The sequence below is a fragment of the Streptomyces yongxingensis genome (genome assembly GCF_055597465.1).
On sequence record NZ_CM145717.1, the window covers coordinates 5039971 to 5062570 of the forward strand.

The window sequence follows — 22600 nt, forward strand, 5'->3', positions numbered from 1 at the left end:
TGCTTCCTCCGTTCCCTGGTTACCAGACGTAGGCGAGGACTTCCCCACCCACGCCCTTCTTGCCGGCCTGCTTGTCGGTGAGGAGCCCGTGCGACGTGGAGATGATCGCCACGCCCAGGCCGCCGAGCACCTTCGGCAGGTTGGTGGACTTTGCGTAGACCCGCAGGCCCGGCTTCGAGATCCGCTTGATGCCGGCGATCGAGCGCTCGCGGTTCGGGCCGAACTTCAGCTCGAGGACGAGGTTCTTGCCGACCTCGGCGTCCTCGACCTTCCAACCGGTGATGTAGCCCTCCTGCTGGAGGATCTCCGCGATATGCGACTTGATCTTGCTGTGGGGCATCACGACGGAGTCGTGGTACGCCGAGTTCGCGTTTCGCAGACGCGTCAGCATGTCTGCGATCGGATCGGTCATGGTCATGATGGCCTTCGGCCTCTCTCGCCGGGGTTTCCTGTATGCGCCATCCCTCTCACCCGCTCATCGGCGGGCACGGGTGCGGCGCGGGGACCTACGGCGTAGTAAGGATTCTGGGCGGCGAGCGCCCAACCCTTCCACTCTACGGGAGCGGACGGGCGGGCCTCGCCATCCATTTGCTTACCGAGAGCCCGGTACCAGCCCGTATGGGCTGATTACCAGGAGCTCTTGGTCACGCCCGGCAGCTCGCCGCGGTGAGCCATCTCACGGAGGCACACGCGGCACAGGCCGAACTTGCGGTACACGGAGTGCGGACGTCCGCAGCGCTGGCAGCGCGTGTACCCACGCACGCCGAACTTGGGCTTGCGGGCGGCCTTGGCAATGAGAGCCTTCTTCGCCACGGCTCACGCCTCCTTGAACGGGAAGCCGAGGTGACGCAGCAGGGCACGGCCCTCTTCGTCGTTGGTCGCCGTGGTCACCACGGTGATGTCCATACCCCGGACGCGGTCGATCTTGTCCTGGTCGATCTCGTGGAACATGACCTGCTCCGTGAGACCGAAGGTGTAGTTGCCCCGGCCGTCGAACTGCTTCGGCGACAGACCGCGGAAGTCGCGGATACGCGGAAGCGCGAGCGACACCAGGCGGTCCAGGAACTCCCACATCCGGTCACCGCGGAGGGTGACGTGGGCACCGATCGGCTGGCCCTCACGCAGCTTGAACTGCGCGATGGACTTACGGGCCTTGGTGACGGCGGGCTTCTGGCCGGTGATCGTGGCGAGGTCGCGGATGGCGCCCTCGATCAGCTTGGAGTCGCGGGCGGCGTCGCCCACACCCATGTTGACCACGACCTTGGTCAGACCCGGGATCTGCATGACGTTCTCGTAGGAGAACTGCTCCTGCAGCTTGCCCTGGATCTCTTCGCGGTAGCGCGCCTTGAGACGCGGTGCAGTGGTGGTGGCAGTCATCAGATGTCCTCACCGGTCCGCTTGGCAACGCGGATCTTGTTGCCCTCGTCGTCGAAGCGGTATCCGACGCGGGTGACGACCTTCTTGCCGTCCTTCTCCACCACGAGCTGCACATTGCTCACGTGGACGGGGGCCTCGGTCGTCACGATGCCGCCGGTCTTCGAACCACGAGCGGTCTGTCCGGCCTTGGTGTGCTTCTTGACCCGGTTGACACCCTCGACCAGGACACGGTCCTCGCGCGGGAAGGCCGCGATGACCTTGCCCTGCTTGCCCTTGTCCTTACCGGTGATGACCTGGACCAGGTCGCCCTTCTTGATCTTCATCGGTTACAGCACCTCCGGCGCGAGCGAGATGATCTTCATGAACTTCTTCTCGCGCAGCTCACGGCCCACGGGGCCGAAGATACGGGTGCCACGGGGGTCGCCATCGTTCTTGAGGATGACGGCCGCGTTCTCGTCGAAGCGGATGTACGAACCGTCCGGGCGGCGGCGCTCCTTCACGGTGCGCACGATGACCGCCTTGACGACGTCACCCTTCTTCACGTTGCCACCGGGGATCGCGTCCTTGACGGTGGCGACGATGACGTCACCAATGCCCGCGTAGCGGCGACCGGAGCCACCGAGAACACGGATGCAAAGGATCTCCTTCGCGCCCGTGTTGTCGGCGACGCGCAGTCGCGACTCCTGCTGGATCACGTCTATCTCCTGATCGTCTGCCGGTTCCCGGCGGGGGCCCTGGTCCGGGCCCCCGCCGAGCCTGGCGGAACTGGCCTGAGGACTGCTGTCCTCAGGGGGTTACTTGGCCTTCTCGAGGATCTCGACGACGCGCCAGCGCTTGGTCGCGGACAGCGGCCGGGTCTCCATCAGGAGGACGCGGTCGCCGACACCCGCGGCGTTCTGCTCGTCGTGCGCCTTGAGCTTGTTGGTACGGCGGATGACCTTGCCGTACAGCGCGTGCTTGACGCGGTCCTCGACGGCGACGACGACGGTCTTGTCCATCTTGTCGCTGACGACCAGACCCTCACGGGTCTTGCGGAAGCCGCGGTTCTGCGTTGCGTTCTCAGTCACATTCGTCTCGCTCATCAGGCGCTCTCCACCGTCTCGATGCCGAGCTCGCGCTCCCGCATCAGGGTGTAGATCCGGGCGATGTCCTTGCGGACGGCCTTCAGCCGGCCGTGGTTCTCGAGCTGTCCGGTCGCCGCCTGGAAGCGGAGGTTGAACAGCTCTTCCTTGGCCTCACGCAGCTTGCCAACGAGGTCCTCGTTGTTCAGCTCACGCAGCTCGGACGCCTTGGTACCGGCCGCCATCACGACTCACCTGCCTCGCGCCGAACGATCCGGCACTTCATCGGGAGCTTGTGAGCAGCGCGGGTGAGCGCCTCACGCGCAGTCTTCTCGTTCGGGTAGGACAGCTCGAACATCACCCGACCGGGCTTGACGTTCGCGACCCACCACTCCGGCGAACCCTTACCGGAACCCATGCGGGTCTCGGCAGGCTTCTTCGTCAGCGGACGGTCCGGGTAGATGTTGATCCAGACCTTGCCGCCACGCTTGATGTGGCGGGTCATCGCGATACGAGCGGCCTCGATCTGACGGTTGGTGACGTACGCCGGGGTGACGGCCTGGATGCCGTACTCGCCGAACGCCAGCTCCGTACCGCCCTTGGCCATGCCGGACCGCTTGGGGTGGTGCTGCTTGCGGTGCTTGACCCTGCGAGGGATCAGCATGGGGTCAGCTCTCCTTTCCGGCTGCGCTGGGCTCGGCCGCCGGAGCGGCGGGCGCCTCGGCCTTGTTGGCCTCGGCGGCCGCGGCGGACTGCTGCGGCTTACGGCCGCGGCCACCGCGCTCGCCGCCACGGCGCTGCGGGCGGTCGCTGCCACCACGCGACGGGCGGTTGCCGGCGCGGGCGGCGGCGTTCTCGGCGCGGACCTCGGCGATGTTCTTCACGTCGCCCTTGTAGATCCACACCTTGACGCCGATGCGGCCGAAGGTGGTCTTGGCCTCGAAGAAGCCGTAGTCGACGTTCGCGCGGAGCGTGTGCAGGGGCACGCGGCCCTCGCGGTAGAACTCCGAGCGGGACATCTCGGCGCCGCCGAGACGGCCACCACACTGGATCTTGATGCCCTTGGCGCCGGCCTTCATCGAGCTCTGCATCGACTTGCGCATCGCACGGCGGAAGGAGACGCGGGAGGAGAGCTGCTCGGCGACGGCCTGGGCCACCAGCTGAGCGTCGACCTCGGGGTTCTTCACCTCGAGGATGTTGAGCTGCACCTGCTTGCCGGTCAGCTTCTCCAGCTCGCCACGGATACGGTCGGCCTCCGCGCCGCGGCGGCCGATGACGATGCCCGGCCGGGCGGTGTGGATGTCGACGCGGACGCGGTCACGGGTGCGCTCGATCTCCACCTTGGAGATACCGGCGCGCTCCATGCCCTTCGTCATCATCCGGCGGATGGCGACGTCTTCCTTGACGTAGTCCTTGTACAGCTTGTCGGCGTACCAGCGCGACTTGAAGTCGGTGGTGATGCCGAGCCGGAACCCGTGCGGGTTTACCTTCTGGCCCATTACCGGGTTCCTTCCTTGCTGCTGACGACCACGGTGATGTGGCTGGTCCGCTTGCGGATCCGGTAGGCGCGGCCCTGGGCGCGCGGACGGAACCGCTTCAGGGTCGGGCCCTCGTCGACGTACGCCTCGGAGATGAAGAGGCTGTCGGCGTCGGTGTGGTCGTAGTTGTGCGCGGCGTTGGCGATGGCGCTGTCCAGCACCTTGCCGACCGGCACGCTCGCGGCCTGCGGGGCGAAACGCAGGACCGCCTGGGCCTCCGTGGCACTCATGCCACGGATGAGGTCCACCACGCGGCGGGCCTTCATGGGCGTGACGCGGATGTACCGCGCCTGGGCCCTGGCTTCCATGGTTGTCCCTTCGGTGTCTGTCATGAGTCTTTTCCGCTGATCAGCGACGACGCGACTTGCGGTCGTCCTTCTCATGGCCGCGGAAGGTGCGGGTCGGCGCGAACTCGCCGAGCTTGTGGCCGACCATCGACTCGGTGACGAACACCGGGACGTGCTTGCGGCCGTCGTGCACCGCGATCGTGTGGCCGAGCATGGCCGGGACGATCATCGAGCGGCGGGACCAGGTCTTGATGACGTTCTTGGTGCCTGCTTCGTTCTGCGTGTCCACCTTCTTGATCAGGTGGTCGTCGACGAAGGGCCCCTTCTTGAGACTGCGCGGCATCTAAACCCGCTCCTAGCGCTTCTTGTTCGTCTTGCGGCGGCGGACGATGTACTTGTTGCTGGCCTTCTTCGGCGAGCGCGTACGGCCCTCCTTCTGACCCCACGGCGAGACCGGGTGGCGACCACCGGAGGTCTTGCCCTCACCACCACCGTGCGGGTGGTCGACGGGGTTCATGACCACACCACGAACGGTCGGGCGGACGCCCTTCCAGCGCATGCGGCCGGCCTTGCCCCAGTTGATGTTCGACTGCTCGGCGTTGCCGACCTCGCCGACGGTGGCGCGGCAGCGGACGTCGACCAGGCGGATCTCACCGGACGGCATGCGCAGGTGGGCCATGGAGCCCTCCTTCGCCAGCAGCTGCACGGAGGCACCCGCGGAGCGGGCGAACTTCGCGCCGCCGCCGGGCCGCAGCTCGATGGCGTGCAGCGTGGTACCAACCGGGATGTTGCGCAGCGCGAGGTTGTTACCGGGCTTGATGTCGGCGCCGGGGCCGTTCTCGATCCGGTCGCCCTGCGTCAGGCCGCGCGGCGCGAGGATGTAGCGCTTCTCGCCGTCGGCGTAGTGCAGCAGCGCGATGCGCGCGGTGCGGTTGGGGTCGTATTCGATGTGTGCGACCTTCGCCGGGACGCCGTCCTTGTCGTGACGGCGGAAGTCGATCACGCGGTACGCACGCTTGTGACCGCCACCCTGGTGGCGGACCGTGATGCGGCCGGCGTTGTTACGACCACCCTTGCTGTGCAGCGGGCGGACCAGCGACTTCTCCGGCGTGGACCGCGTGATCTCGACGAAGTCGGCGACGCTGGAGCCACGACGGCCCGGGGTCGTCGGCTTGTACTTGCGGATACCCATTTCTCAGTCCTCGGAAGATTCCGGACTTCTGGACGTTCCGATCTCCGTTAGGAGACCGGGCCGCCGAAGATGTCGATGCGGTCGCCCTCGGCGAGGGTCACGATGGCGCGCTTGGTGTCCTTGCGCTTGCCGAAACCGGTGCGGGTGCGCTTGCGCTTGCCCTGGCGGTTGATCGTGTTGACCCCGGTGACCTTGACCGAGAAGACCGCCTCGACGGCCTGCTTGATCTGGGTCTTGTTCGCGCGCGGGTCGACGATGAACGTGTACTTGTTCTCGTCCAGCAGCGCGTAGCTCTTCTCCGAGACCACCGGCTTGACGAGGACGTCGCGGGGGTCGGTGAAGGTCTTGCTGGTGACAGCGGTCGCCTCACTCATCAGGCGGCGCTCCCTTCGGTCTTCTCAGCGGCCTTGGGACCAGCCACGAAGGACTCGAAGGCGGCCTTGGTGAAGACCACGTCGTCGGAGACGAGCACGTCGTACGTGTTCAGCTGGCCCGGCTCCAGGATGTGCACCTGGGGCAGGTTGCGGGCGGACAGCCACGCGGCCTCGTCGCTCCGCTCGGCGACCAGGAGCACGTTCTTGCGCTCGCTGATCTTGCCCAGCAGGGCCTTCGCGGCCTTGGTGGAGATCTCACCGTCGACCACGCCGGTCACGACGTGAATGCGCTCGTGACGCGCCCGGTCGGAGAGGGCACCGCGCAGCGCGGCGGCCTTCATCTTCTTCGGGGTGCGCTGGCTGTAGTCGCGCGGCACGGGGCCGTGCACGACGCCACCGCCGGCGAACTGCGGCGCGCGGGTCGAGCCCTGGCGCGCGCGGCCGGTGCCCTTCTGGCGGTACGGCTTCTTGCCACCGCCGCGGACCTCACCACGGGTCTTGGTCTTGTGCGTGCCCTGGCGGGCAGCGGCCAGCTGGGCGACGACGACCTGGTGGATCAGCGGAACGCTGACCTGCGCGTCGAAGATCTCCGAGGGGAGCTCGACGGTCCCGGCCTTGTCGCCTGCCGGCGAAAGGATGTCAATGGTGCTCATCGGTTACCTCAGGCCCCCTTGGCCGCGGTACGGACCAGGACGAGGCCGCCGTTCGGACCAGGAACCGCTCCCTTGATCAGGAGCAGACCCTTCTCCGCGTCAACGGCGTGGACGGTCAGGTTCTGGGTGGTGACCCGCTCATTGCCCATGCGGCCGGCCATGCGCAGGCCCTTGAACACGCGGCCCGGGGTGGCGCAGCCACCGATGGAGCCCGGCGAGCGGTGCTTGCGCTGGGTGCCGTGGCCGGCGCCGAGGCCGCCGAAGCCGTGGCGCTTCATGACACCGGCGGTGCCCTTGCCCTTGCTGGTGCCGGTCACGTCGACCTTGACACCGGACTCGAACACCTCGGCCGTGACCTCCTGGCCGAGCGTGTACTCACCGGCGTCGGCGGTACGCAGCTCCACCAGGTGGCGGCGCGGGGTCACATCCGCCTTGGCGAAGTGACCCTTGAGCGGCTTGTTCACCTTGCGCGGGTCGATCTCGCCGAAGGCGATCTGGACGGCGCTGTAGCCGTCCGCGTCAGCGGTACGGACCTGGGTAACGACGCAGGGACCGGCCTTGACGACGGTGACCGGGACGACGCGGTTGTTCTCGTCCCACACCTGCGTCATGCCGAGCTTCTCGCCCAGGACGCCCTTGATCTGCTTAGCCATCTCGCGCGTCACCTCAGAGCTTGATCTCGATGTCGACGCCGGCCGGCAGGTCGAGACGCATCAGCGAGTCAACCGTCTTCGGCGTGGGGTCGAGGATGTCGATGAGGCGCTTGTGCGTACGCATCTCGAAGTGCTCGCGCGAGTCCTTGTACTTGTGCGGCGACTTGATGACGCAGTACACGTTCTTCTCTGTGGGCAGCGGCACCGGGCCCGCGACCGACGCACCAGTCCGGGTCACCGTCTCGACGATCTTCTTCGCCGAGGAGTCGATGACCTCGTGGTCGTAAGCCTTGAGCCGGATGCGGATCTTCTGTCCCGCCATGGCTACTTCGTAGTCCTGTCTCTCGTAACGCTCTGGGACCCGATGGCGTTCGCGTCCTCCTCCACCTCACCCCCGACCCACGCGGTCGGGCGTGTCGCAGCCCTTCTCATAAATCTCCGCACGGAGATCCCTGGTGAAGGGGGTTGCTGGGGGAGAAAGTCACCCACCGGGCGCCTGGCTGGGGCCCCGCTGACACTTCCCGGAAGATTCCCGTACTTCCGCCCCTGATCAGGGGCGACGAGTACTGTGGGACTCGCTTCCGGTCCTCCCGGCGGGAGGCGCGCAGCATCGGCACTCAACCGAGCAACCTGGTTAGTGTGCCATAGCGGCTGCTCCGGACGCCAATCAGGGGCCCGGAAGCGTACCCCGCGCGGGGCGCGCTTCAAACTCGGCGGGCACCGGAGGCCGGGGCACCCTGTCACGTGCGAGTGTGAGATTCGGGGTGTCACCCATGTGACCCCGCGCACAACAGGTCACAAGCCCCAACCGGTCCGCCTCCCCACACGTATCTCTCCAGGGGACACACGACACACTCGCACTCCGGGGCACCGACATGCTCACGCGGCATGCGCACGCGGCCGATTCACCCGCCCCGCTGACACCCCTGGAAGCGCCCCCATGACCTCCACCGCGCAGACCCCCGGCCCATCCACCTCACCACCAAGACGACGGGGGCGCACCACCCGGAGCGCCCGCGCCCGGAACGTGGCGGTGGCACTGGCCGCCGGTGCGGCCCTGATCGCCGGGGTCGTGTTCGCGTTACGCGACGGCGACGGCGGCGGCGGCAAGGGCGCGGCCCGCGCCACGGCCCCGGCAGCCCACCCGCCCGACGCCATCTCGGCCACCTCCAGACCCCGCCCCCCGGGCTCCCCCACCACCGCGACCGGCGAGTTCGTCACCGCGAAGTCCTCCGGCGCGGTGATCGGCGAGGGAAGCGATCTGCGGCGGTTCAAGGTCATGGTGGAGAAGGCCACCGGCGTCGACGCGAAGCGGGCCGCGGCCGAGATCTCGGCGATCCTCGCCGACAAGCGCGGCTGGACCAACGACGGCAAGCACTCCTTCCAGCTGGTCGCCGACGGCCCCTCCGACTTCGAGGTGAAGATCGCCACTCCGGACACGGTCGACGAGATCTGCGGCGCCGTGGGCCTGGACACCCACGGCGAGGTCAACTGCGACGCCGGCACCCAGATCATGGTCAACCTCAAGCGCTGGAACACCGGCTCGCCGGAGTTCTCCGGCCCCATCAGCGGCTACCGGGCGCTGATCGTCAACCACGAGGTCGGCCACCGCATCGGCCACGGCCACGAGACCTGCCCGGGGAAGGGCAAACGGGCGCCGGTGATGATGCAGCAGATATACGGGCTCAAGGGCTGTGTCGCGAACGAGTGGCCCTACAGCGCGAAAGGCAGGTACATCGAGGGCCCGGCGGTGTCATAACGCCTCCATGCGATCGATCGCGGCGAGGTCGATGTCGACAGTGAGCTCGCGTCCACGGCCCGAACCATCCGTGTCGCTAGCATGGCTGCGAGGTCTTCCCGTCGCCCGACGCGGCCGCCGCCCGAGAGAGGAGCGAGCGCCATGACGATCGCCCCGGATCACGCCGACCGTGACGCACTCCGCTACCAGTCCATGCGGGACATCGTCGAGCAGATACAGGAAAGCGTTCCCGGAAAGCTGGAGATCACCAAGGAAGGGATCGTTCACGACATGATGTCGCCGGGGGGGCCGCACGAGCTGACGGCGGCGCGTATCAGTCGTCGGCTGGAGAAGGTCATGCCGGAGGGACTGCTGGCCCATACCGGCACACCGGACGTCGAGGACCCGAACTCGGGCGTACTGCGCCACCCCGACGTCATCGTGATCGCCGAGGCGGACATGGACGTCGAAGGAGCCCTCGACCCGCATACGCTCCTCGCCGCCATCGAGGTCGTGTCCCGGTCCAATCCGGACAATGACTGGGTGGGCAAGGCAAGGGATTATCCACAGCTCGGCATCCCCGTGTATGTGATCTTCGATCCCCGAACGGGCGAGGGCTCCGTACTGTCCGACATCCACTCCACCCCGCACGGTCCTCGCTACGCGACCCGAAAGGACTTCGTCTACGGGGAGGAAATCACCATCGGCGAGTGGACCGTCTCGACCGAGAACCTGCCGCGCTACACATAGGGGAGCACCCCCGGCCGGGCGCGGTGCTCGGGGTGCTGATCGCCGACTGACGTAGCCGAAAGTCGGCCCCGGCCGATATGCGTCGGCCTGGTGGCGGCGATGTGTCCGATCTGTGACCGATACCTCCCGGCCGGCGGACAACCTGTCAAGATCACCGACCGTCCCTTCACTTGGAGCAGCCGGAGACTACGCGCTGCCGAAGTGACAGGGTCACCAAATTGAACAGTCGATGGACATCGCGGGGGGCGCGGACCACCCGCAGGCAGACGCTCGCCGCGCTGGCGGCGCTCACCGCCGGGGGAGCCATGGGGATCGCCGGGGTCACCGGGATCGCCGGATGCGGGGCCGGACATTCGCGTGGCGCGGCAGCCGAGCCCGCGCGGGCCAGTGAGCCGGGGGCGGCGGAGCCGTTCACCTCGACGGTGGGCGACAAGCGGGCGCTGCTGCTGCAGATCATGGCGCACCCCGACGACGATCTGTACTTCATGAACCCGGACGCCGAGCATGTGCTGCGCTCCGGTGTCCCGGTGGTGTGCGTGTACGTCACGGCCGGTGAGGCCCGGGGGATCAACCATCAGGCGGGGACGCCGATCCCCCACGCCGACAAGGCGGCGTACTCCGCCTCCCGCCACCAGGGGCTGCGGCAGGCGTACGCGCAGATGATGGGGCTGAACCAGTTCGCGCCCTGGCAGCGGTCGGTGCTGCGGCTGCCCGGCGGGGTCACGGCGGAGACCAACACCCTCGCCAACGGCGCCCGCAGCGCCCGGCTGATCTTCCTCAACATCGCGATGCTGTCGGACGGCGGCGTCCGGATCCCCGCGCTGTGGAGCACCCCGGGCACCGTGATGCGCACCCTCCTGGCCACCGGCTCCCCCGTGGCGCACCCCAGTTCGTACGGCCATCAGACACTGGTCGACGTGCTCGCCGGGATCATGGACCGCTATCGGCCCACGCTGATCCACACGCTCGATCCGGACCCCGACTTCCAGGTGCACGACGTCCTGCACCCCAAGGACAACGATCAGCCGGGCTGCTCGGACCACCGCGACCACACGCCGGTCGCGCTGTTCACCTGGAAGGCGATCGCCCAGTGGGTGGCCGCGTCCACGCGGCGCGACAAGAGCGCCCCGCGCTTCACCACCACCGCGTTCCGCGGCTACTACAACCAGCGCTGGCCGCACAATCTGCCGCCCGCGGTGCTGGCTCAGAAGGCGCGGGCGATCAAGTCCTACGGCGGTGCGCCGGACTGGGACTGCGGCAACGCGGCCGGGTGCGGCGACTACAGCCAGGGCGGGGTGCGCCCGCTGCGAAACCGCAAGGGCTGGATCCGCTCCACCCACTACCGCTACCCCACCTCGCTGCCCGCCCCCACCACCGACGCCCAGGGGCGGCTCGTGGCGTACGGCGTGCTCGGCACCCAGGCCGTGCGGTGGCGTGAGACGGCGCCCGGCAGCGGGCGGTTCGGGGCGCCGCGGGGGCTCGGCGGCGGACCGCTCGCCCCGGCGCTCGCCGCGGTGCGGGACAGCGCGGGGCGGCAGGCGCTGTTCGCCCTGCGGTTCGCGGCGCTGGCCGGGCAGGGCGCGGGCGACCTGCGCGAGATCGTGGTGCTGGAGCAGCGCCGCCCGGACGGCCCGTTCCGCGCCTGGACCGGCCTCGGCACCCCCGAGACCGACCCCGAGCACGGCCGCCGGGTCGGCTGCCCGGCGGCGGTCGCCACCCCGGACGGCCGGGTGCACCTCTTCGTACGGACCGCGGACAAGGGCCTCGCGACCCGAGTACGGGACGCGGGCGGCCGCTGGGGTCCCTGGCAGCGGCTCGGCGGCGCCGAGATCCAGGACGGGCTGACCGCGCTGCTGGACGCGCAGGGGCGGGTCCATGTGCTCGCCCCCGGCCGCGACACCGTCCACCACTGGTCCCAGGAGTGGGCCGGCGGCCCGGTGGCCCTGCGCCCGCCGTCCGGTCTGCCGCGCCCCGGCGGGGATCCGCTGGGCGCCGCGGTGGCGCCCGACGGCACGCTCGCGCTGGTCTACCGCACCCCCACGGCCACCGTTCCCGCCGTCCACGGCGGAACCTCCCTCACGGTGCGGCACTTCGAGGGCTACGGGGCGATCGCCGCCCACACCGTGGCCGAACCGTCCGGCCGCCGCGAGGCGAAGACGCTGCTGCTGGTCGGCCGCGACCTGGGCGGGGAGGTCCAGGTCCAGTACGGCACCGGCCCGGACGCCAAGCCGCTGCGCTCCCCCGGCCATCTGACCCCGGTCGCCGCCCCGGCCCTCCTGGCGGACGACGGCCACCACGGCGTCTGCGTGGTGGGCCTGTCCCCCGACGCCACCCCCTGGATCTGGCGCCCCCGCCCCACCTCGCGGGCGTAGCGGCCGGTCGCCGCCCGCTGGGTCCCGCCCGGCGTCTTGCGTCTGGGCGGGGCCCGTCAGGTCCGGCGGTCGTGGTCGCCGGGGGTGCTCAGCGGCCAGCCGCGGCGGTGCGGCGGCCGGGTTCCTCCTCGAATTCCTCCTCGGGCTCCTCGGGCTCCTCATACGCCTCGGCGTCCCCGGGTTCCTCGGGCTCTTCCGGCTCTTCGGCCTCGTCCGGCTCCCCGGCGGCCTCCGGCTCGCCCTCGTACTCCTCGTCGTACTCCTCGGGCTCGGCGCCTTCGGATTGCTCCTCGTACGCGTCCTCAGCGGCCTCGTCCGGCTCATCGGCGTCTCCCCCGGTCTCCTCGCCCTCGCCGCCCTCGCCGGCCTGCTCGCGCTCTTCCTCCTCCACGGCCGTCTCGTGGTCCCGCACGACCTCGCCGTCCCGGATCTCGCCGCGCCAGCCGTCCGTGGCCTCGCCACGCATCATGATGAACTTCCGGTAGAGCTTCAGATCGAGCCGGGCCCGCCGGCCCTGCGCGCGCCAGATGTTGCCGGTCTTCTCGAAGAAGCCCTTGGGGAAGTACTCGAGAACCAGCAGCACCCGGGTGAGGTTGTCCCCGAGCGGGTGAAAGGTGACGACGCCCTTGACGGTGCCCTTCGCACCCTCCGTCGTCCAGCTGATCCGCTCGTCGGGCACCTGCTCGGTGACGTTCGCCCGCCAGCCGCGGGTGGACTTGGCGACCTTCACCTTCCAGTTGCTGCTGGTGTCGTCGGCCTTCTCGACGCTGACGACCCCCTTGGCGAAGGTGCTGAACTCCTGGAACTGGGTCCACTGGTCGTACGCCTCGCGGACCGGCACCCCGACGTCGATGTCCTCGACGACCGTCACGCTCTTGGACTTGCCGCCCCCGCTCCTGCCCCGTCCGCCCTTGCCGAAGGCCCCTTTGACCTTCTCCTTCAGCGACTCCTTGAGTGAGTCCTTGAGCTGGGAGGTACCGGCCTTCATCAGGGCCTGCCCCGGGGACTTGCCCTCGGAGAGGGACTGCGCGCCCTTGGCGAGGCCCGAGCCGAGGCCGGAGATCGCATGGGTCGCCCGTGCCTGGACATAGTTCCGCAGCTCGTCCTTCAGACGGTCGGTGGCCGGGTTCTTGACGATGTCGTCCTTGAGCTTGCCGAGCGTGTCAGCCATTGCGGCCCCCCGCGGTCCTGGCGGTCTTCTTCGCCGCGGCCTTCTTCCCTGTCGTCTTCTTCGCCGTGGTCTTCTTGGCCGCGGCCTTCTTCGCCGTCCCGGAACCGGACGCGGCGGTCTTCTTCGCCGGGCGGGCCGGGGCCTTGGCCGCCGCCTTGCGCGGAGCCCTCGGCGGCTTCGGTTTCCGCTTCGGCTCGGGTTCCACCTCGTCGTCCGGCCCCTCGGCGGGCTCCTCGCCCTCGCCCCGGCCCCTCTCGTCCCCGGCTTCGGCCTCCTCGCCTTCGTCCCCGCCTTCGCCGCGCAGCAGCGCCGTGCGCTCGTGCAGCGAATCGGCGAGGCCGCTCACCCGGTCGGAGACGGCCTTGGTCGCGGCCTGCCGCGTGGCGTCGGCAAGCTCCTTGCGCGCTTCCGAGTTGAGGCCGCTCAGCAGCGGCGCCTGGGCGAGGGACTTCTTCAGTTGCTGCGGATCCAGCGTGATCTTCTTACCGGCCAGCAACATGCCCAGCCCGACAGCCAGTTTCGCCTTCTTCGTCCGCCCGAGGAGGTAGCCCCCCACGACCGCGACCGCGATTTTGCCATTGGTCATCATCTCTTCGCTCCCGAAGTCGAACGCGGCTTCGATGTGGACGGCCGGGTACCCACATACGAAAGAGCCCCACCCGCAAGAAGCGAATGGGGCTCTTTGCTCCGGGGAGCGTCAGGTCACTTGACGATCTTGGTGACCTGGCCGGCGCCGACGGTCCGGCCACCCTCACGGATGGCGAACTTCAGGCCCTCCTCCATGGCGACCGGCTGGATCAGCTGGACGGACATCTCGGTGTTGTCGCCCGGCATGACCATCTCGGTGCCCTCGGGGAGGGTCACAACGCCCGTCACGTCCGTGGTACGGAAGTAGAACTGCGGACGGTAGTTGTTGAAGAACGGCGTGTGGCGGCCACCCTCGTCCTTGGACAGGATGTACGCCTGGGCCTCGAACTCGGTGTGCGGGGTGACCGAGCCCGGCTTGATGATGACCTGGCCGCGCTCGACGTCCTCACGCTTGATGCCGCGGAGCAGCAGACCGACGTTCTCACCGGCCTGGCCCTCATCGAGCAGCTTGCGGAACATCTCGATACCGGTGACGGTGGTCGAGGTCTTCTCCTGCTTGATGCCGATGATGTCGACGTTCTCGTTGACCTTCAGCACACCGCGCTCGATACGGCCGGTGACGACCGTACCGCGACCGGTGATGGTGAAGACGTCCTCGATCGGCATCAGGAACGGCTTGTCGACGTCGCGCTCCGGCTGCGGGATCGACTCGTCGACGGCCTTCATCAGGTCGAGGACGGACTGGCCCCACTCGGCGTCGCCCTCGAGCGCCTTGAGCGCCGAGACCTTGACGACCGGAACCTCGTCGCCCGGGAACTCGTACTCGGAGAGCAGCTCGCGGACCTCGAGCTCGACGAGCTCCAGGATCTCCTCGTCGTCCACCATGTCGGCCTTGTTCAGGGCGACAACGATGTACGGCACGCCGACCTGGCGGGCCAGGAGCACGTGCTCCTTGGTCTGCGGCATCGGGCCGTCGGTGGCGGCGACCACGAGGATGGCGCCGTCCATCTGCGCCGCACCGGTGATCATGTTCTTGATGTAGTCCGCGTGACCGGGGCAGTCAACGTGCGCGTAGTGACGCGACTCGGTCTGGTACTCGACGTGCGCGATGGAGATCGTAATACCGCGCTGGCGCTCCTCAGGAGCCTTGTCGATCTGGTCGAAGGCCGAGGCCTCGTTCAGGTCCGGGTACGCGTCGTGCAGCACCTTGGTGATCGCAGCGGTAAGCGTGGTCTTACCGTGGTCGATGTGACCGATGGTGCCGATGTTGACGTGCGGCTTAGTCCGCTCGAACTTCGCCTTCGCCACTGGGGTCCTCCTGTGGAGTGGTTCTGTACGCATCCACGCTTTGCGGATGGGTTCAGGTGGTCTTACCGAACCGGCCAGGACCCCGAGGGGGATGCCCTTCGCCGTATTCGTATGGGGGCCGGCGGCCGGGGCCCGTCATGGAACGCGGTGGACGCGCTCCACGACGTAATGCCCCGATGCCTTGTGCTTCCAGCCTAAAGGGTGAGAAATGCGGATGAACCCGCCTTACTCGCCCTTGGCCTTCGCGATGATCTCCTCGGCGACGTTCCGCGGAACCTCGGCGTAGGAGTCGAACTGCATGGAGTAGCTGGCGCGGCCGGACGTCTTGCTGCGCAGGTCGCCCACGTAGCCGAACATCTCCGACAGCGGAACCAGGCCGGTGACCAGCTTGGCGCCGCTCCGGTCCTCCATGGACTGGATCTGCCCGCGACGGGAGTTGATGTCGCCGATCACGTCACCCATATAGTCCTCGGGCGTGGTGACCTCGACCTTCATCATCGGCTCGAGCAGGGCCGGGCTGGCCTTGCGGGCGGCCTCCTTGAAGGCCATCGAACCGGCGATCTTGAACGCCATCTCGGACGAGTCGACCTCGTGGTAGCCACCGTCGAGCAGAGTGACCTTCACACCGGTCAGCGGGTAGCCCGCGAGCACGCCGAACTCCATGGCCTCCTGGCAGCCCGCGTCCACCGACGGGATGTACTCCCGCGGGATGCGGCCACCGGTGACCTTGTTCTCGAACTCGTAGCCATCGCCCTCGAGCGGCTCCAGCGCGATCTGCACCTTCGCGAACTGGCCGGAACCACCAGTCTGCTTCTTGTGCGTGTAGTCGTACCGCTCGACCGCCTTGCGCAGCGTCTCGCGGTAGGCCACCTGCGGCTTGCCGACGTTGGCCTCGACCTTGAACTCGCGCTTCATCCGGTCGACCAGCACGTCGAGGTGGAGCTCGCCCATGCCGGAGATGATGGTCTGGCCGGTCTCCTCGTCGGTCTTGACGCGGAAGGACGGGTCCTCCTCGGCAAGCCGCTGGATCGCGACGGCCAGCTTCTCCTGGTCACCCTTGGACTTGGGCTCGATGGCCACCTCGATGACCGGGGCCGGGAAGTCCATCGACTCCAGGATCACCGGGTTCGACGCGTCGCAGAGGGTCTCACCGGTGGTGGTCTGCTTCAGACCCATGACGGCGACGATGTCGCCGGCACCCACCGAGTCGATCTCCTCACGCTTGTTCGCGTGCATCCGGTAGATCTTGCCGATGCGCTCCTTCTTGCCCTTCACCGAGTTCAGGACCTGCGAGCCGGACTCGAGACGGCCCGAGTAGACCCGGATGAAGGTGAGCTTGCCCAGGTGCGGGTCGCTCGCGATCTTGAACGCCAGGACCGACAGCGGCTCGTCCTCGGACGGCTTGCGCTTGATGACCTCGTCGGGGTCGCTGACCGCGTGGCCCTCGATCGCCTCGATGTCGATCGGCGACGGCAGGTAGCGGACGACCGCGTCGAGCAGCGGCTGCACACCCTTGTTCTTGAACGCGGTGCCGCAGAACACGGGGGTGACGGTGGTGCCGCCGCCCTTGCCGGAGGCGATGGTGATGCGGCGGATCGCCGCGTACAGCTGCTCCTCGGAGGGCTCCTCGCCCTCCAGGTACAGCTCCATCATCTCCTCGTCGTTCTCGGCGACGGCCTCGAGCAGCTTGCCGCGCCACTCGTCGGCGGCTTCCTTGTGGGTGTCCGGGATGTCGACGGTGTCGTACATCTCGCCCTTGGTCGCCTCGGCGGACCAGACCAGCGCCTTCATCCGGACGAGGTCGACCACGCCCTTGAAGTCGGCCTCGGTGCCGATCGGGAGCTGCATGACCAGCGGAGTCGCGCCCAGGCGGTCCGTGATCATGTCGACGCAGCGGTGGAACTCAGCACCGGTGCGGTCGAGCTTGTTGACGAAGCAGATACGCGGAACGCCGTAGCGGTCCGCCTGACGCCACACCGTCTCGGACTGCGGCTCCACACCGGCGACGCCATCGAACACGGTCACGGCACCGTCGAGGACGCGCAGCGAACGCTCCACCTCGACGGTGAAGTCGACGTGGCCCGGGGTGTCGATGATGTTGATGGTGTGATCGACGTTCTCAAGCGGCCAGTGACAAGTCGTCGCGGCCGACGTGATCGTGATGCCGCGCTCCTGCTCCTGCTCCATCCAGTCCATGGTGGCAGCGCCGTCGTGGACTTCACCGATCTTGTAGCTCACGCCGGTGTAGAACAGGATCCGCTCGGTGGTGGTCGTCTTGCCCGCGTCGATGTGGGCCATGATCCCAATGTTGCGGACCTTGGCCAGGTCAAGTGAAGTGGTGGCCATATGGCTCAGTCTTCTCTCGGTTCTCGATGGGGTAGCGACTACCAGCGGTAGTGCGCGAAGGCCTTGTTGGACTCGGCCATCTTGTGGGTGTCCTCACGCCGCTTGACGGAGGCACCCAGACCATTGCTGGCGTCCAGCAGCTCGTTCATGAGCCGCTCGGTCATGGTCTTCTCACGACGCGCGCGCGAGTAGCCCACGAGCCAACGCAGGGCGAGGGTGGAGGAGCGGCCGGGACGGACCTCGACCGGCACCTGGTAGGTGGCGCCACCGACACGACGGGAGCGGACCTCGAGGGTCGGCTTCACGTTCTCCAGCGCGCGCTTGAGGGTGATGACCGGGTCGTTGCCGGTCTTGTCCCGCAGACCTTCCATCGCGCCGTAGACGATGCGCTCGGCGGTGGAGCGCTTGCCGTTCAGCAGCACCTTGTTGATGAGGGAGGTCACCAGAGGAGAGTTGTAGACCGGGTCGATGATGACCGGGCGCTTCGGGGCGGGGCCCTTACGAGGCATTCTTACTTCTCCTTCTTGGCGCCGTAGCGGCTGCGAGCCTGCTTGCGGTTCTTGACGCCCTGCGTGTCGAGGGAGCCGCGGATGATCTTGTAACGAACACCCGGCAGGTCCTTCACACGACCGCCGCGCACGAGCACGATGGAGTGCTCCTGCAGGTTGTGCCCCTCACCCGGGACGTAGGCGGTGACCTCGATCCCACTGCTCAGCCGGACACGCGCGACCTTGCGGAGCGCCGAGTTCGGCTTCTTCGGCGTCGTGGTGAACACACGGGTGCATGTGCCACGGCGCTGCGGCGACCCCGCGAGGGCGGGGGTCTTGTTCTTCTCGACCTTGTCCTGGCGGCCCTTGCGGACCAGCTGCTGGATCGTAGGCACCGTTTCTCCGGTTTCTGTGTGCCAGTCTCGGTAAAGCTAACCTGGAGTTTCTCCGACCCACGCGGTCGGGTGTGTCGCGCACCGCAGCCCTCTGCGAAAGTCAGAGAGTGCAGATTGTTGGTGTCGACACCTCGGGCCCCCGAGCGGTCTGGAAGCGCGCACAGGAGCCCAGGGACACCCCAGGCACAAGGTCAGAGCGTACCTATAGCATCGGCTCCGGTCAAAACAAATGCACACGCGCTGGACACACCAACCCGGAGCATAGCCGCAGGGCGGCCACCCCCGCCATGGGGTGACCGCCCTGTGAACGTTGACCAGCCGTCCGCGGACCTACTGGTTGTACGGACCGTAGTCGTAGTCCTCCAGCGGAACCGCCTGGCCGGAGCCCGTGCCGAAGGGCGAGTAGTCGATGTCGTCGTAGCCGACGGCCGAGTACATCGCGGCCTTCGCCTCCTCGGTCGGCTCGACCCGGATGTTGCGGTAACGGGACAGGCCCGTACCGGCCGGGATGAGCTTACCGATGATCACGTTCTCCTTGAGGCCGATCAGGGAGTCCGACTTGGCGTTGATCGCCGCGTCGGTGAGCACCCGGGTCGTCTCCTGGAAGGACGCCGCCGACAGCCAGGACTCGGTCGCCAGCGATGCCTTGGTGATACCCATCAGCTGCGGACGGCCGGAGGCCGGGTGGCCGCCTTCCTGGACCACACGACGGTTCTCGCCCTCGAAGCGCGAGCGCTCCACGAGCTCGCCCGGCAGCAGCTCGGCGTCGCCGGACTCGATGATCGTCACACGGCGCAGCATCTGCCGGATGATGATCTCGATGTGCTTGTCGTGGATCGACACACCCTGCGAGTTGTAGACCTTCTGGACCTCGCCCACCAGGTGCACCTGGACGGCGCGCTGGCCGAGGATGCGCAGCACGTCGTGCGGGTTGACGGCACCCACGGTCAGCGGCTGGCCGACCTCGACGTGGTCGCCCTCGCCCACCAGCAGACGGGCTCGCTTGGAGACGCCGTAGGACGTCTCGTCGGAGCCGTCGTCCGGGGTGACGACGAGCTTCTTGGTCTTCTCGGTCTCCTCGATCCGGACGCGGCCGGCCGCCTCCGAGATCGGGGCGACGCCCTTGGGCGTACGGGCCTCGAAGAGCTCGACGACACGCGGCAGACCCTGGGTGATGTCGTCACCGGCCACACCACCGGTGTGGAAGGTACGCATCGTCAGCTGGGTGCCGGGCTCACCGATGGACTGGGCGGCGATGATGCCGACCGCCTCGCCGATGTCCACCAGCTTGCCGGTCGCCAGCGAGCGGCCGTAGCACATGGCGCAGGTGCCGACGGCGGACTCGCAGGTGAGCACCGAGCGGGTCTTGACCGTCTCCACGCCGTGGCGGACCAGCTCGTCGATGAGCACATCGCCCAGGTCGGTGCCGGCCGGGGCCAGGACCTTCCCGTCCACGACGATGTCCTCGGCGAGGCAGCGCGCGTACACGCTGGTCTCGACGTCCTCCGTCTTGCGCAGCACGCCGTCCGCGCCCGTGGTCGCGATCGCCAGCTTGAGGCCGCGGTCGGTGCCGCAGTCCTCCTCGCGAATGATCACGTCCTGCGAGACGTCCACCAGACGACGGGTCAGGTAACCCGAGTCGGCGGTACGCAGGGCGGTGTCGGCGAGACCCTTACGGGCACCGTGGGTGGAGATGAAGTACTCCAGCACGGAGAGACCCTCACGGAACGACGCCTTGATCGGCCGCGGGATGGTCTCGTTCTTCGCGTTGGACACCAGACCACGCATACCGGCGATCTGACGCATCTGCATCATGTTTCCGCGCGCGCCCGAGTTGACCATCATGAAGATCGGATTGGTCTTCGGGAAGTTCGCGTTCATCGCCTCGGCGACCTCGTTGGTCGCCTTGGTCCAGATCGCGATCAGCTCCTGGGTGCGCTCGTCCTTGGTGATCAGACCGCGCTCGTACTGCTTCTGGACCTTCTCGTCCTGCGCCTCGTAGCCCTCGATGATGGACTTCTTGGCCTCGGGCACGACCACGTCGGAGATGGCGACGGTGACACCGGAGCGGGTGGCCCAGTGGAAACCGGCCGCCTTCAGGTTGTCCAGCGTCGCCGCGACGATGACCTTGGGGTAGCGCTCGGCGAGGTCGTTGACGATCTCGGAGAGCTGCTTCTTGCCCACCGAGTAGTCGACGAACGGGTAGTCCTCGGGCAGCAGCTCGTTGAAGAGCGCGCGGCCCAGCGTGGTGCGCAGCCGGAAGCTGTCACCGGGCTGCCAGGCAGGCTCACCCTCCTCGGCCACCGGCGGGGTCCAGCCACGGGGCGGGACGGTGCCTACGGGGAAGCGGATGTCGATCTTCGCCTGGAGCGAGAGCTCCCGGGCGTCGAACGCCATGATCGCCTCGGCGACCGAGCCGAAGGACCGGCCCTCGCCCTTGACCTCGCGCTCCTCCTCATCGGTGGTGAGGAAGAACAGGCCCAGCACCATGTCCTGGGTCGGCATGGTCACCGGACGGCCGTCGGCCGGCTTGAGGATGTTGTTCGAGGACAGCATCAGGATGCGGGCCTCGGCCTGCGCCTCCGCGGACAGCGGCAGGTGCACGGCCATCTGGTCACCGTCGAAGTCCGCGTTGAACGCGGTGCAGACGAGCGGGTGAATCTGAATGGCCTTGCCCTCGACCAGCTGCGGCTCGAACGCCTGGATACCGAGGCGGTGCAGGGTGGGCGCACGGTTCAGCAGCACCGGGTGCTCGGCGATGACCTCTTCGAGCACGTCGTACACGACCGTGCGGCCGCGCTCGACCATGCGCTTGGCCGACTTGATGTTCTGCGCGTGGTTCAGGTCCACCAGGCGCTTCATCACGAACGGCTTGAAGAGCTCCAGCGCCATGGCCTTGGGCAGACCGCACTGGTGCAGCTTGAGCTGCGGGCCGACGACGATGACCGAACGGGCCGAGTAGTCGACGCGCTTACCGAGCAGGTTCTGACGGAACCGGCCCTGCTTACCCTTCAGCATGTCGCTGAGGGACTTCAGCGGACGGTTACCGGGGCCGGTGACCGGGCGGCCGCGGCGGCCGTTGTCGAAGAGGGCGTCAACAGCCTCCTGAAGCATGCGCTTCTCGTTGTTGACGATGATCTCCGGGGCGCCGAGGTCCAGGAGCCTCTTCAGCCGGTTGTTCCGGTTGATCACACGGCGGTACAGGTCGTTCAGGTCGGAGGTCGCGAAGCGGCCACCGTCCAGCTGCACCATCGGACGCAGGTCCGGCGGGATCACCGGGATGCAGTCCAGCACCATGCCGTTGGGGCTGTTCCGGGTCTGCAGGAAGGCGGAGACGACCTTGAGGCGCTTGAGCGCACGGGTCTTCTTCTGGCCCTTGCCGGTCCGGATGATCTCGCGGAGCTTCTCGGCCTCCTCGTCGAGGTCGAAGGACTCCAGGCGCTTCTGCAGCGCCGCGGCGCCCATGCCGCCCATGAAGTACGTGCCGAAGCGGTCACGCAGCTCGCGGTAGAGCAGCTCATCGCCCTCCAGGTCCTGGACCTTGAGGTTCTTGAAGCGGTTCCACACCTCGTCGAGACGGTCGATCTCGCGCTGGGCGCGGTCGCGCAGCTGCTTCATCTCGCGCTCGGCGCCCTCGCGCACCTTACGGCGCACATCGGCCTTGGCGCCCTCGGCCTCGAGCTCGGCGAGGTCCGCCTCCAGCTTCTTGGCGCGGGCCTCGAGGTCGGCGTCGCGGCGCTGCTCGATCTGCTGGCGCTCGACGGAGACATGGGCCTCCAGCGAGGGCAGGTCGCGCGTGCGGCGCTCCTCGTCCACCCACGTGATCATGTAGGCGGCGAAGTAGATGACCTTCTCGAGGTCCTTCGGGGCGAGGTCGAGCAGGTAGCCCAGACGGCTGGGCACGCCCTTGAAGTACCAGATGTGGGTGACGGGAGCGGCCAGCTCGATGTGGCCCATCCGCTCACGGCGCACCTTGGCGCGGGTGACCTCGACACCGCAGCGCTCACAGATGATGCCCTTGAAGCGGACGCGCTTGTACTTCCCGCAGTAGCACTCCCAGTCCCGGGTCGGACCGAAGATCTTCTCGCAGAAGAGTCCGTCCTTTTCGGGCTTGAGGGTGCGGTAGTTGATGGTTTCCGGCTTCTTGACCTCACCGTGGGACCACTGACGGATGTCATCAGCGGTGGCGAGGCCGATCCGCAGCTCGTCGAAGAAGTTGACGTCGAGCACTTGTCGTCAATCCCTCTTTCAGGGTCGTGTCTTCGGGTCTGACTGGGGGTCCGGGGAGAGGCCGGGGCGCTCTGTGGCG

26 protein-coding genes are annotated in these 22600 nt (G+C 67.9%); 3 read left to right on the forward strand and 23 right to left on the reverse strand.

The features are described from left to right. Positions 1–19: 19 nt before the first annotated feature. From rpsH to rpsJ, 16 genes are all read right to left on the reverse strand, one after another. Positions 20–418: a 30S ribosomal protein S8 gene (gene rpsH, locus ACZ6TD_RS21360; RefSeq protein ID WP_014178779.1), complete on the reverse strand. Its 399-nt coding sequence runs from the start codon at positions 416–418 to the stop codon at positions 20–22. Between the two features lie 209 nt (positions 419–627). Next, positions 628–813, reverse strand: coding sequence for a type Z 30S ribosomal protein S14 (locus tag ACZ6TD_RS21365; protein ID WP_003948630.1), 186 nt, complete (start codon positions 811–813; stop codon positions 628–630). Between the two features lie 3 nt (positions 814–816). Beyond that, a complete protein-coding gene (gene rplE / locus ACZ6TD_RS21370) occupies positions 817–1377 on the reverse strand; it encodes a 50S ribosomal protein L5 (protein WP_020869255.1) in 561 nt (186 codons plus the stop codon). Next, positions 1377–1700 carry a 50S ribosomal protein L24 gene (rplX, locus tag ACZ6TD_RS21375; protein WP_470009700.1) on the reverse strand — a complete coding sequence of 108 codons (324 nt, stop codon included), beginning with the start codon at positions 1698–1700 and terminating at the stop codon, positions 1377–1379. Before rplX ends, rplE begins: the two co-directional genes overlap by 1 nt. 3 nt (positions 1701–1703) lie before the next feature. Next, positions 1704–2072 (reverse strand): 50S ribosomal protein L14, encoded by a 369-nt coding sequence (rplN, locus tag ACZ6TD_RS21380; RefSeq protein WP_003998823.1) that lies wholly within the window; start codon positions 2070–2072, stop codon positions 1704–1706. Between the two features lie 99 nt (positions 2073–2171). After that, the gene (rpsQ, locus tag ACZ6TD_RS21385) at positions 2172–2459 is read right to left on the reverse strand and encodes a 30S ribosomal protein S17 (RefSeq protein WP_014054172.1); all 288 of its coding nucleotides are present in this window, start codon (positions 2457–2459) and stop codon (positions 2172–2174) included. Then, positions 2459–2683, reverse strand: a complete 225-nt coding sequence (rpmC, locus tag ACZ6TD_RS21390; RefSeq protein WP_009715874.1) for a 50S ribosomal protein L29 — start codon at positions 2681–2683, stop codon at positions 2459–2461. Before rpmC ends, rpsQ begins: the two co-directional genes overlap by 1 nt. Then, a complete protein-coding gene (gene rplP, locus ACZ6TD_RS21395) occupies positions 2683–3102 on the reverse strand; it encodes a 50S ribosomal protein L16 (protein WP_009715875.1) in 420 nt (139 codons plus the stop codon). Before rplP ends, rpmC begins: the two co-directional genes overlap by 1 nt. 4 nt (positions 3103–3106) lie before the next feature. Then, positions 3107–3937, reverse strand: a complete 831-nt coding sequence (gene rpsC / locus ACZ6TD_RS21400; protein WP_471356334.1) for a 30S ribosomal protein S3 — start codon at positions 3935–3937, stop codon at positions 3107–3109. Beyond that, complete coding sequence (gene rplV / locus ACZ6TD_RS21405) at positions 3937–4284, reverse strand: 50S ribosomal protein L22 (RefSeq protein WP_059148970.1); 348 nt, start codon at positions 4282–4284, stop codon at positions 3937–3939. Before rplV ends, rpsC begins: the two co-directional genes overlap by 1 nt. A 40-nt stretch (positions 4285–4324) precedes the next feature. Then, positions 4325–4606, reverse strand: coding sequence for a 30S ribosomal protein S19 (rpsS, locus tag ACZ6TD_RS21410; protein ID WP_020869258.1), 282 nt, complete (start codon positions 4604–4606; stop codon positions 4325–4327). A gap of 12 nt (positions 4607–4618) precedes the next feature. Continuing rightward, on the reverse strand, positions 4619–5455 hold the full coding sequence (gene rplB / locus ACZ6TD_RS21415; RefSeq protein WP_020869259.1) for a 50S ribosomal protein L2: 837 nt from the start codon (positions 5453–5455) through the stop codon (positions 4619–4621). Positions 5456–5502: 47 nt separating this feature from the next. Next, positions 5503–5829: a 50S ribosomal protein L23 gene (gene rplW, locus ACZ6TD_RS21420; protein ID WP_030835099.1), complete on the reverse strand. Its 327-nt coding sequence runs from the start codon at positions 5827–5829 to the stop codon at positions 5503–5505. Next, the gene (gene rplD, locus ACZ6TD_RS21425) at positions 5829–6482 is read right to left on the reverse strand and encodes a 50S ribosomal protein L4 (protein WP_471356336.1); all 654 of its coding nucleotides are present in this window, start codon (positions 6480–6482) and stop codon (positions 5829–5831) included. Before rplD ends, rplW begins: the two co-directional genes overlap by 1 nt. Positions 6483–6490: 8 nt before the next feature. Beyond that, complete coding sequence (rplC, locus tag ACZ6TD_RS21430) at positions 6491–7135, reverse strand: 50S ribosomal protein L3 (protein WP_030835094.1); 645 nt, start codon at positions 7133–7135, stop codon at positions 6491–6493. A gap of 13 nt (positions 7136–7148) precedes the next feature. Then, entirely contained in the window at positions 7149–7457 is a 309-nt protein-coding gene (rpsJ, locus tag ACZ6TD_RS21435) for a 30S ribosomal protein S10 (protein WP_003948644.1), read from the reverse strand. A 618-nt stretch (positions 7458–8075) separates the two neighbouring features. Between rpsJ and ACZ6TD_RS21440 the strand changes: the two genes are divergently transcribed. From ACZ6TD_RS21440 to ACZ6TD_RS21450, 3 genes are all read left to right on the forward strand, one after another. Further along, entirely contained in the window at positions 8076–8894 is an 819-nt protein-coding gene (locus ACZ6TD_RS21440) for a DUF3152 domain-containing protein (protein WP_471356338.1), read from the forward strand. A gap of 141 nt (positions 8895–9035) precedes the next feature. After that, the gene (locus ACZ6TD_RS21445; protein ID WP_471356341.1) at positions 9036–9623 is read left to right on the forward strand and encodes a Uma2 family endonuclease; all 588 of its coding nucleotides are present in this window, start codon (positions 9036–9038) and stop codon (positions 9621–9623) included. Positions 9624–9928: 305 nt separating this feature from the next. Beyond that, positions 9929–11995, forward strand: a complete 2067-nt coding sequence (locus ACZ6TD_RS21450) for a PIG-L family deacetylase (RefSeq protein WP_471357923.1) — start codon at positions 9929–9931, stop codon at positions 11993–11995. An 88-nt stretch (positions 11996–12083) separates the two neighbouring features. Here ACZ6TD_RS21450 and ACZ6TD_RS21455 read toward each other — a convergent pair whose 3' ends face one another. From ACZ6TD_RS21455 to ACZ6TD_RS21485, 7 genes are all read right to left on the reverse strand, one after another. Continuing rightward, positions 12084–13166, reverse strand: coding sequence for an SRPBCC family protein (locus ACZ6TD_RS21455; protein WP_471356343.1), 1083 nt, complete (start codon positions 13164–13166; stop codon positions 12084–12086). Further along, on the reverse strand, positions 13159–13755 hold the full coding sequence (locus ACZ6TD_RS21460) for a hypothetical protein (protein WP_471356346.1): 597 nt from the start codon (positions 13753–13755) through the stop codon (positions 13159–13161). Before ACZ6TD_RS21460 ends, ACZ6TD_RS21455 begins: the two co-directional genes overlap by 8 nt. Before the next feature lie 113 nt (positions 13756–13868). Beyond that, complete coding sequence (tuf, locus tag ACZ6TD_RS21465; protein WP_137979063.1) at positions 13869–15062, reverse strand: elongation factor Tu; 1194 nt, start codon at positions 15060–15062, stop codon at positions 13869–13871. Between the two features lie 225 nt (positions 15063–15287). Then, positions 15288–17408: an elongation factor G gene (gene fusA / locus ACZ6TD_RS21470; RefSeq protein ID WP_470009712.1), complete on the reverse strand. Its 2121-nt coding sequence runs from the start codon at positions 17406–17408 to the stop codon at positions 15288–15290. A gap of 38 nt (positions 17409–17446) precedes the next feature. Next, complete coding sequence (rpsG, locus tag ACZ6TD_RS21475; protein ID WP_137979061.1) at positions 17447–17917, reverse strand: 30S ribosomal protein S7; 471 nt, start codon at positions 17915–17917, stop codon at positions 17447–17449. A 2-nt stretch (positions 17918–17919) separates the two neighbouring features. Beyond that, positions 17920–18291, reverse strand: coding sequence for a 30S ribosomal protein S12 (rpsL, locus tag ACZ6TD_RS21480; RefSeq protein ID WP_014054153.1), 372 nt, complete (start codon positions 18289–18291; stop codon positions 17920–17922). 330 nt (positions 18292–18621) lie between these two features. Continuing rightward, positions 18622–22521 (reverse strand): DNA-directed RNA polymerase subunit beta', encoded by a 3900-nt coding sequence (locus tag ACZ6TD_RS21485; protein ID WP_471356350.1) that lies wholly within the window; start codon positions 22519–22521, stop codon positions 18622–18624. Positions 22522–22600: the final 79 nt, after the last annotated feature.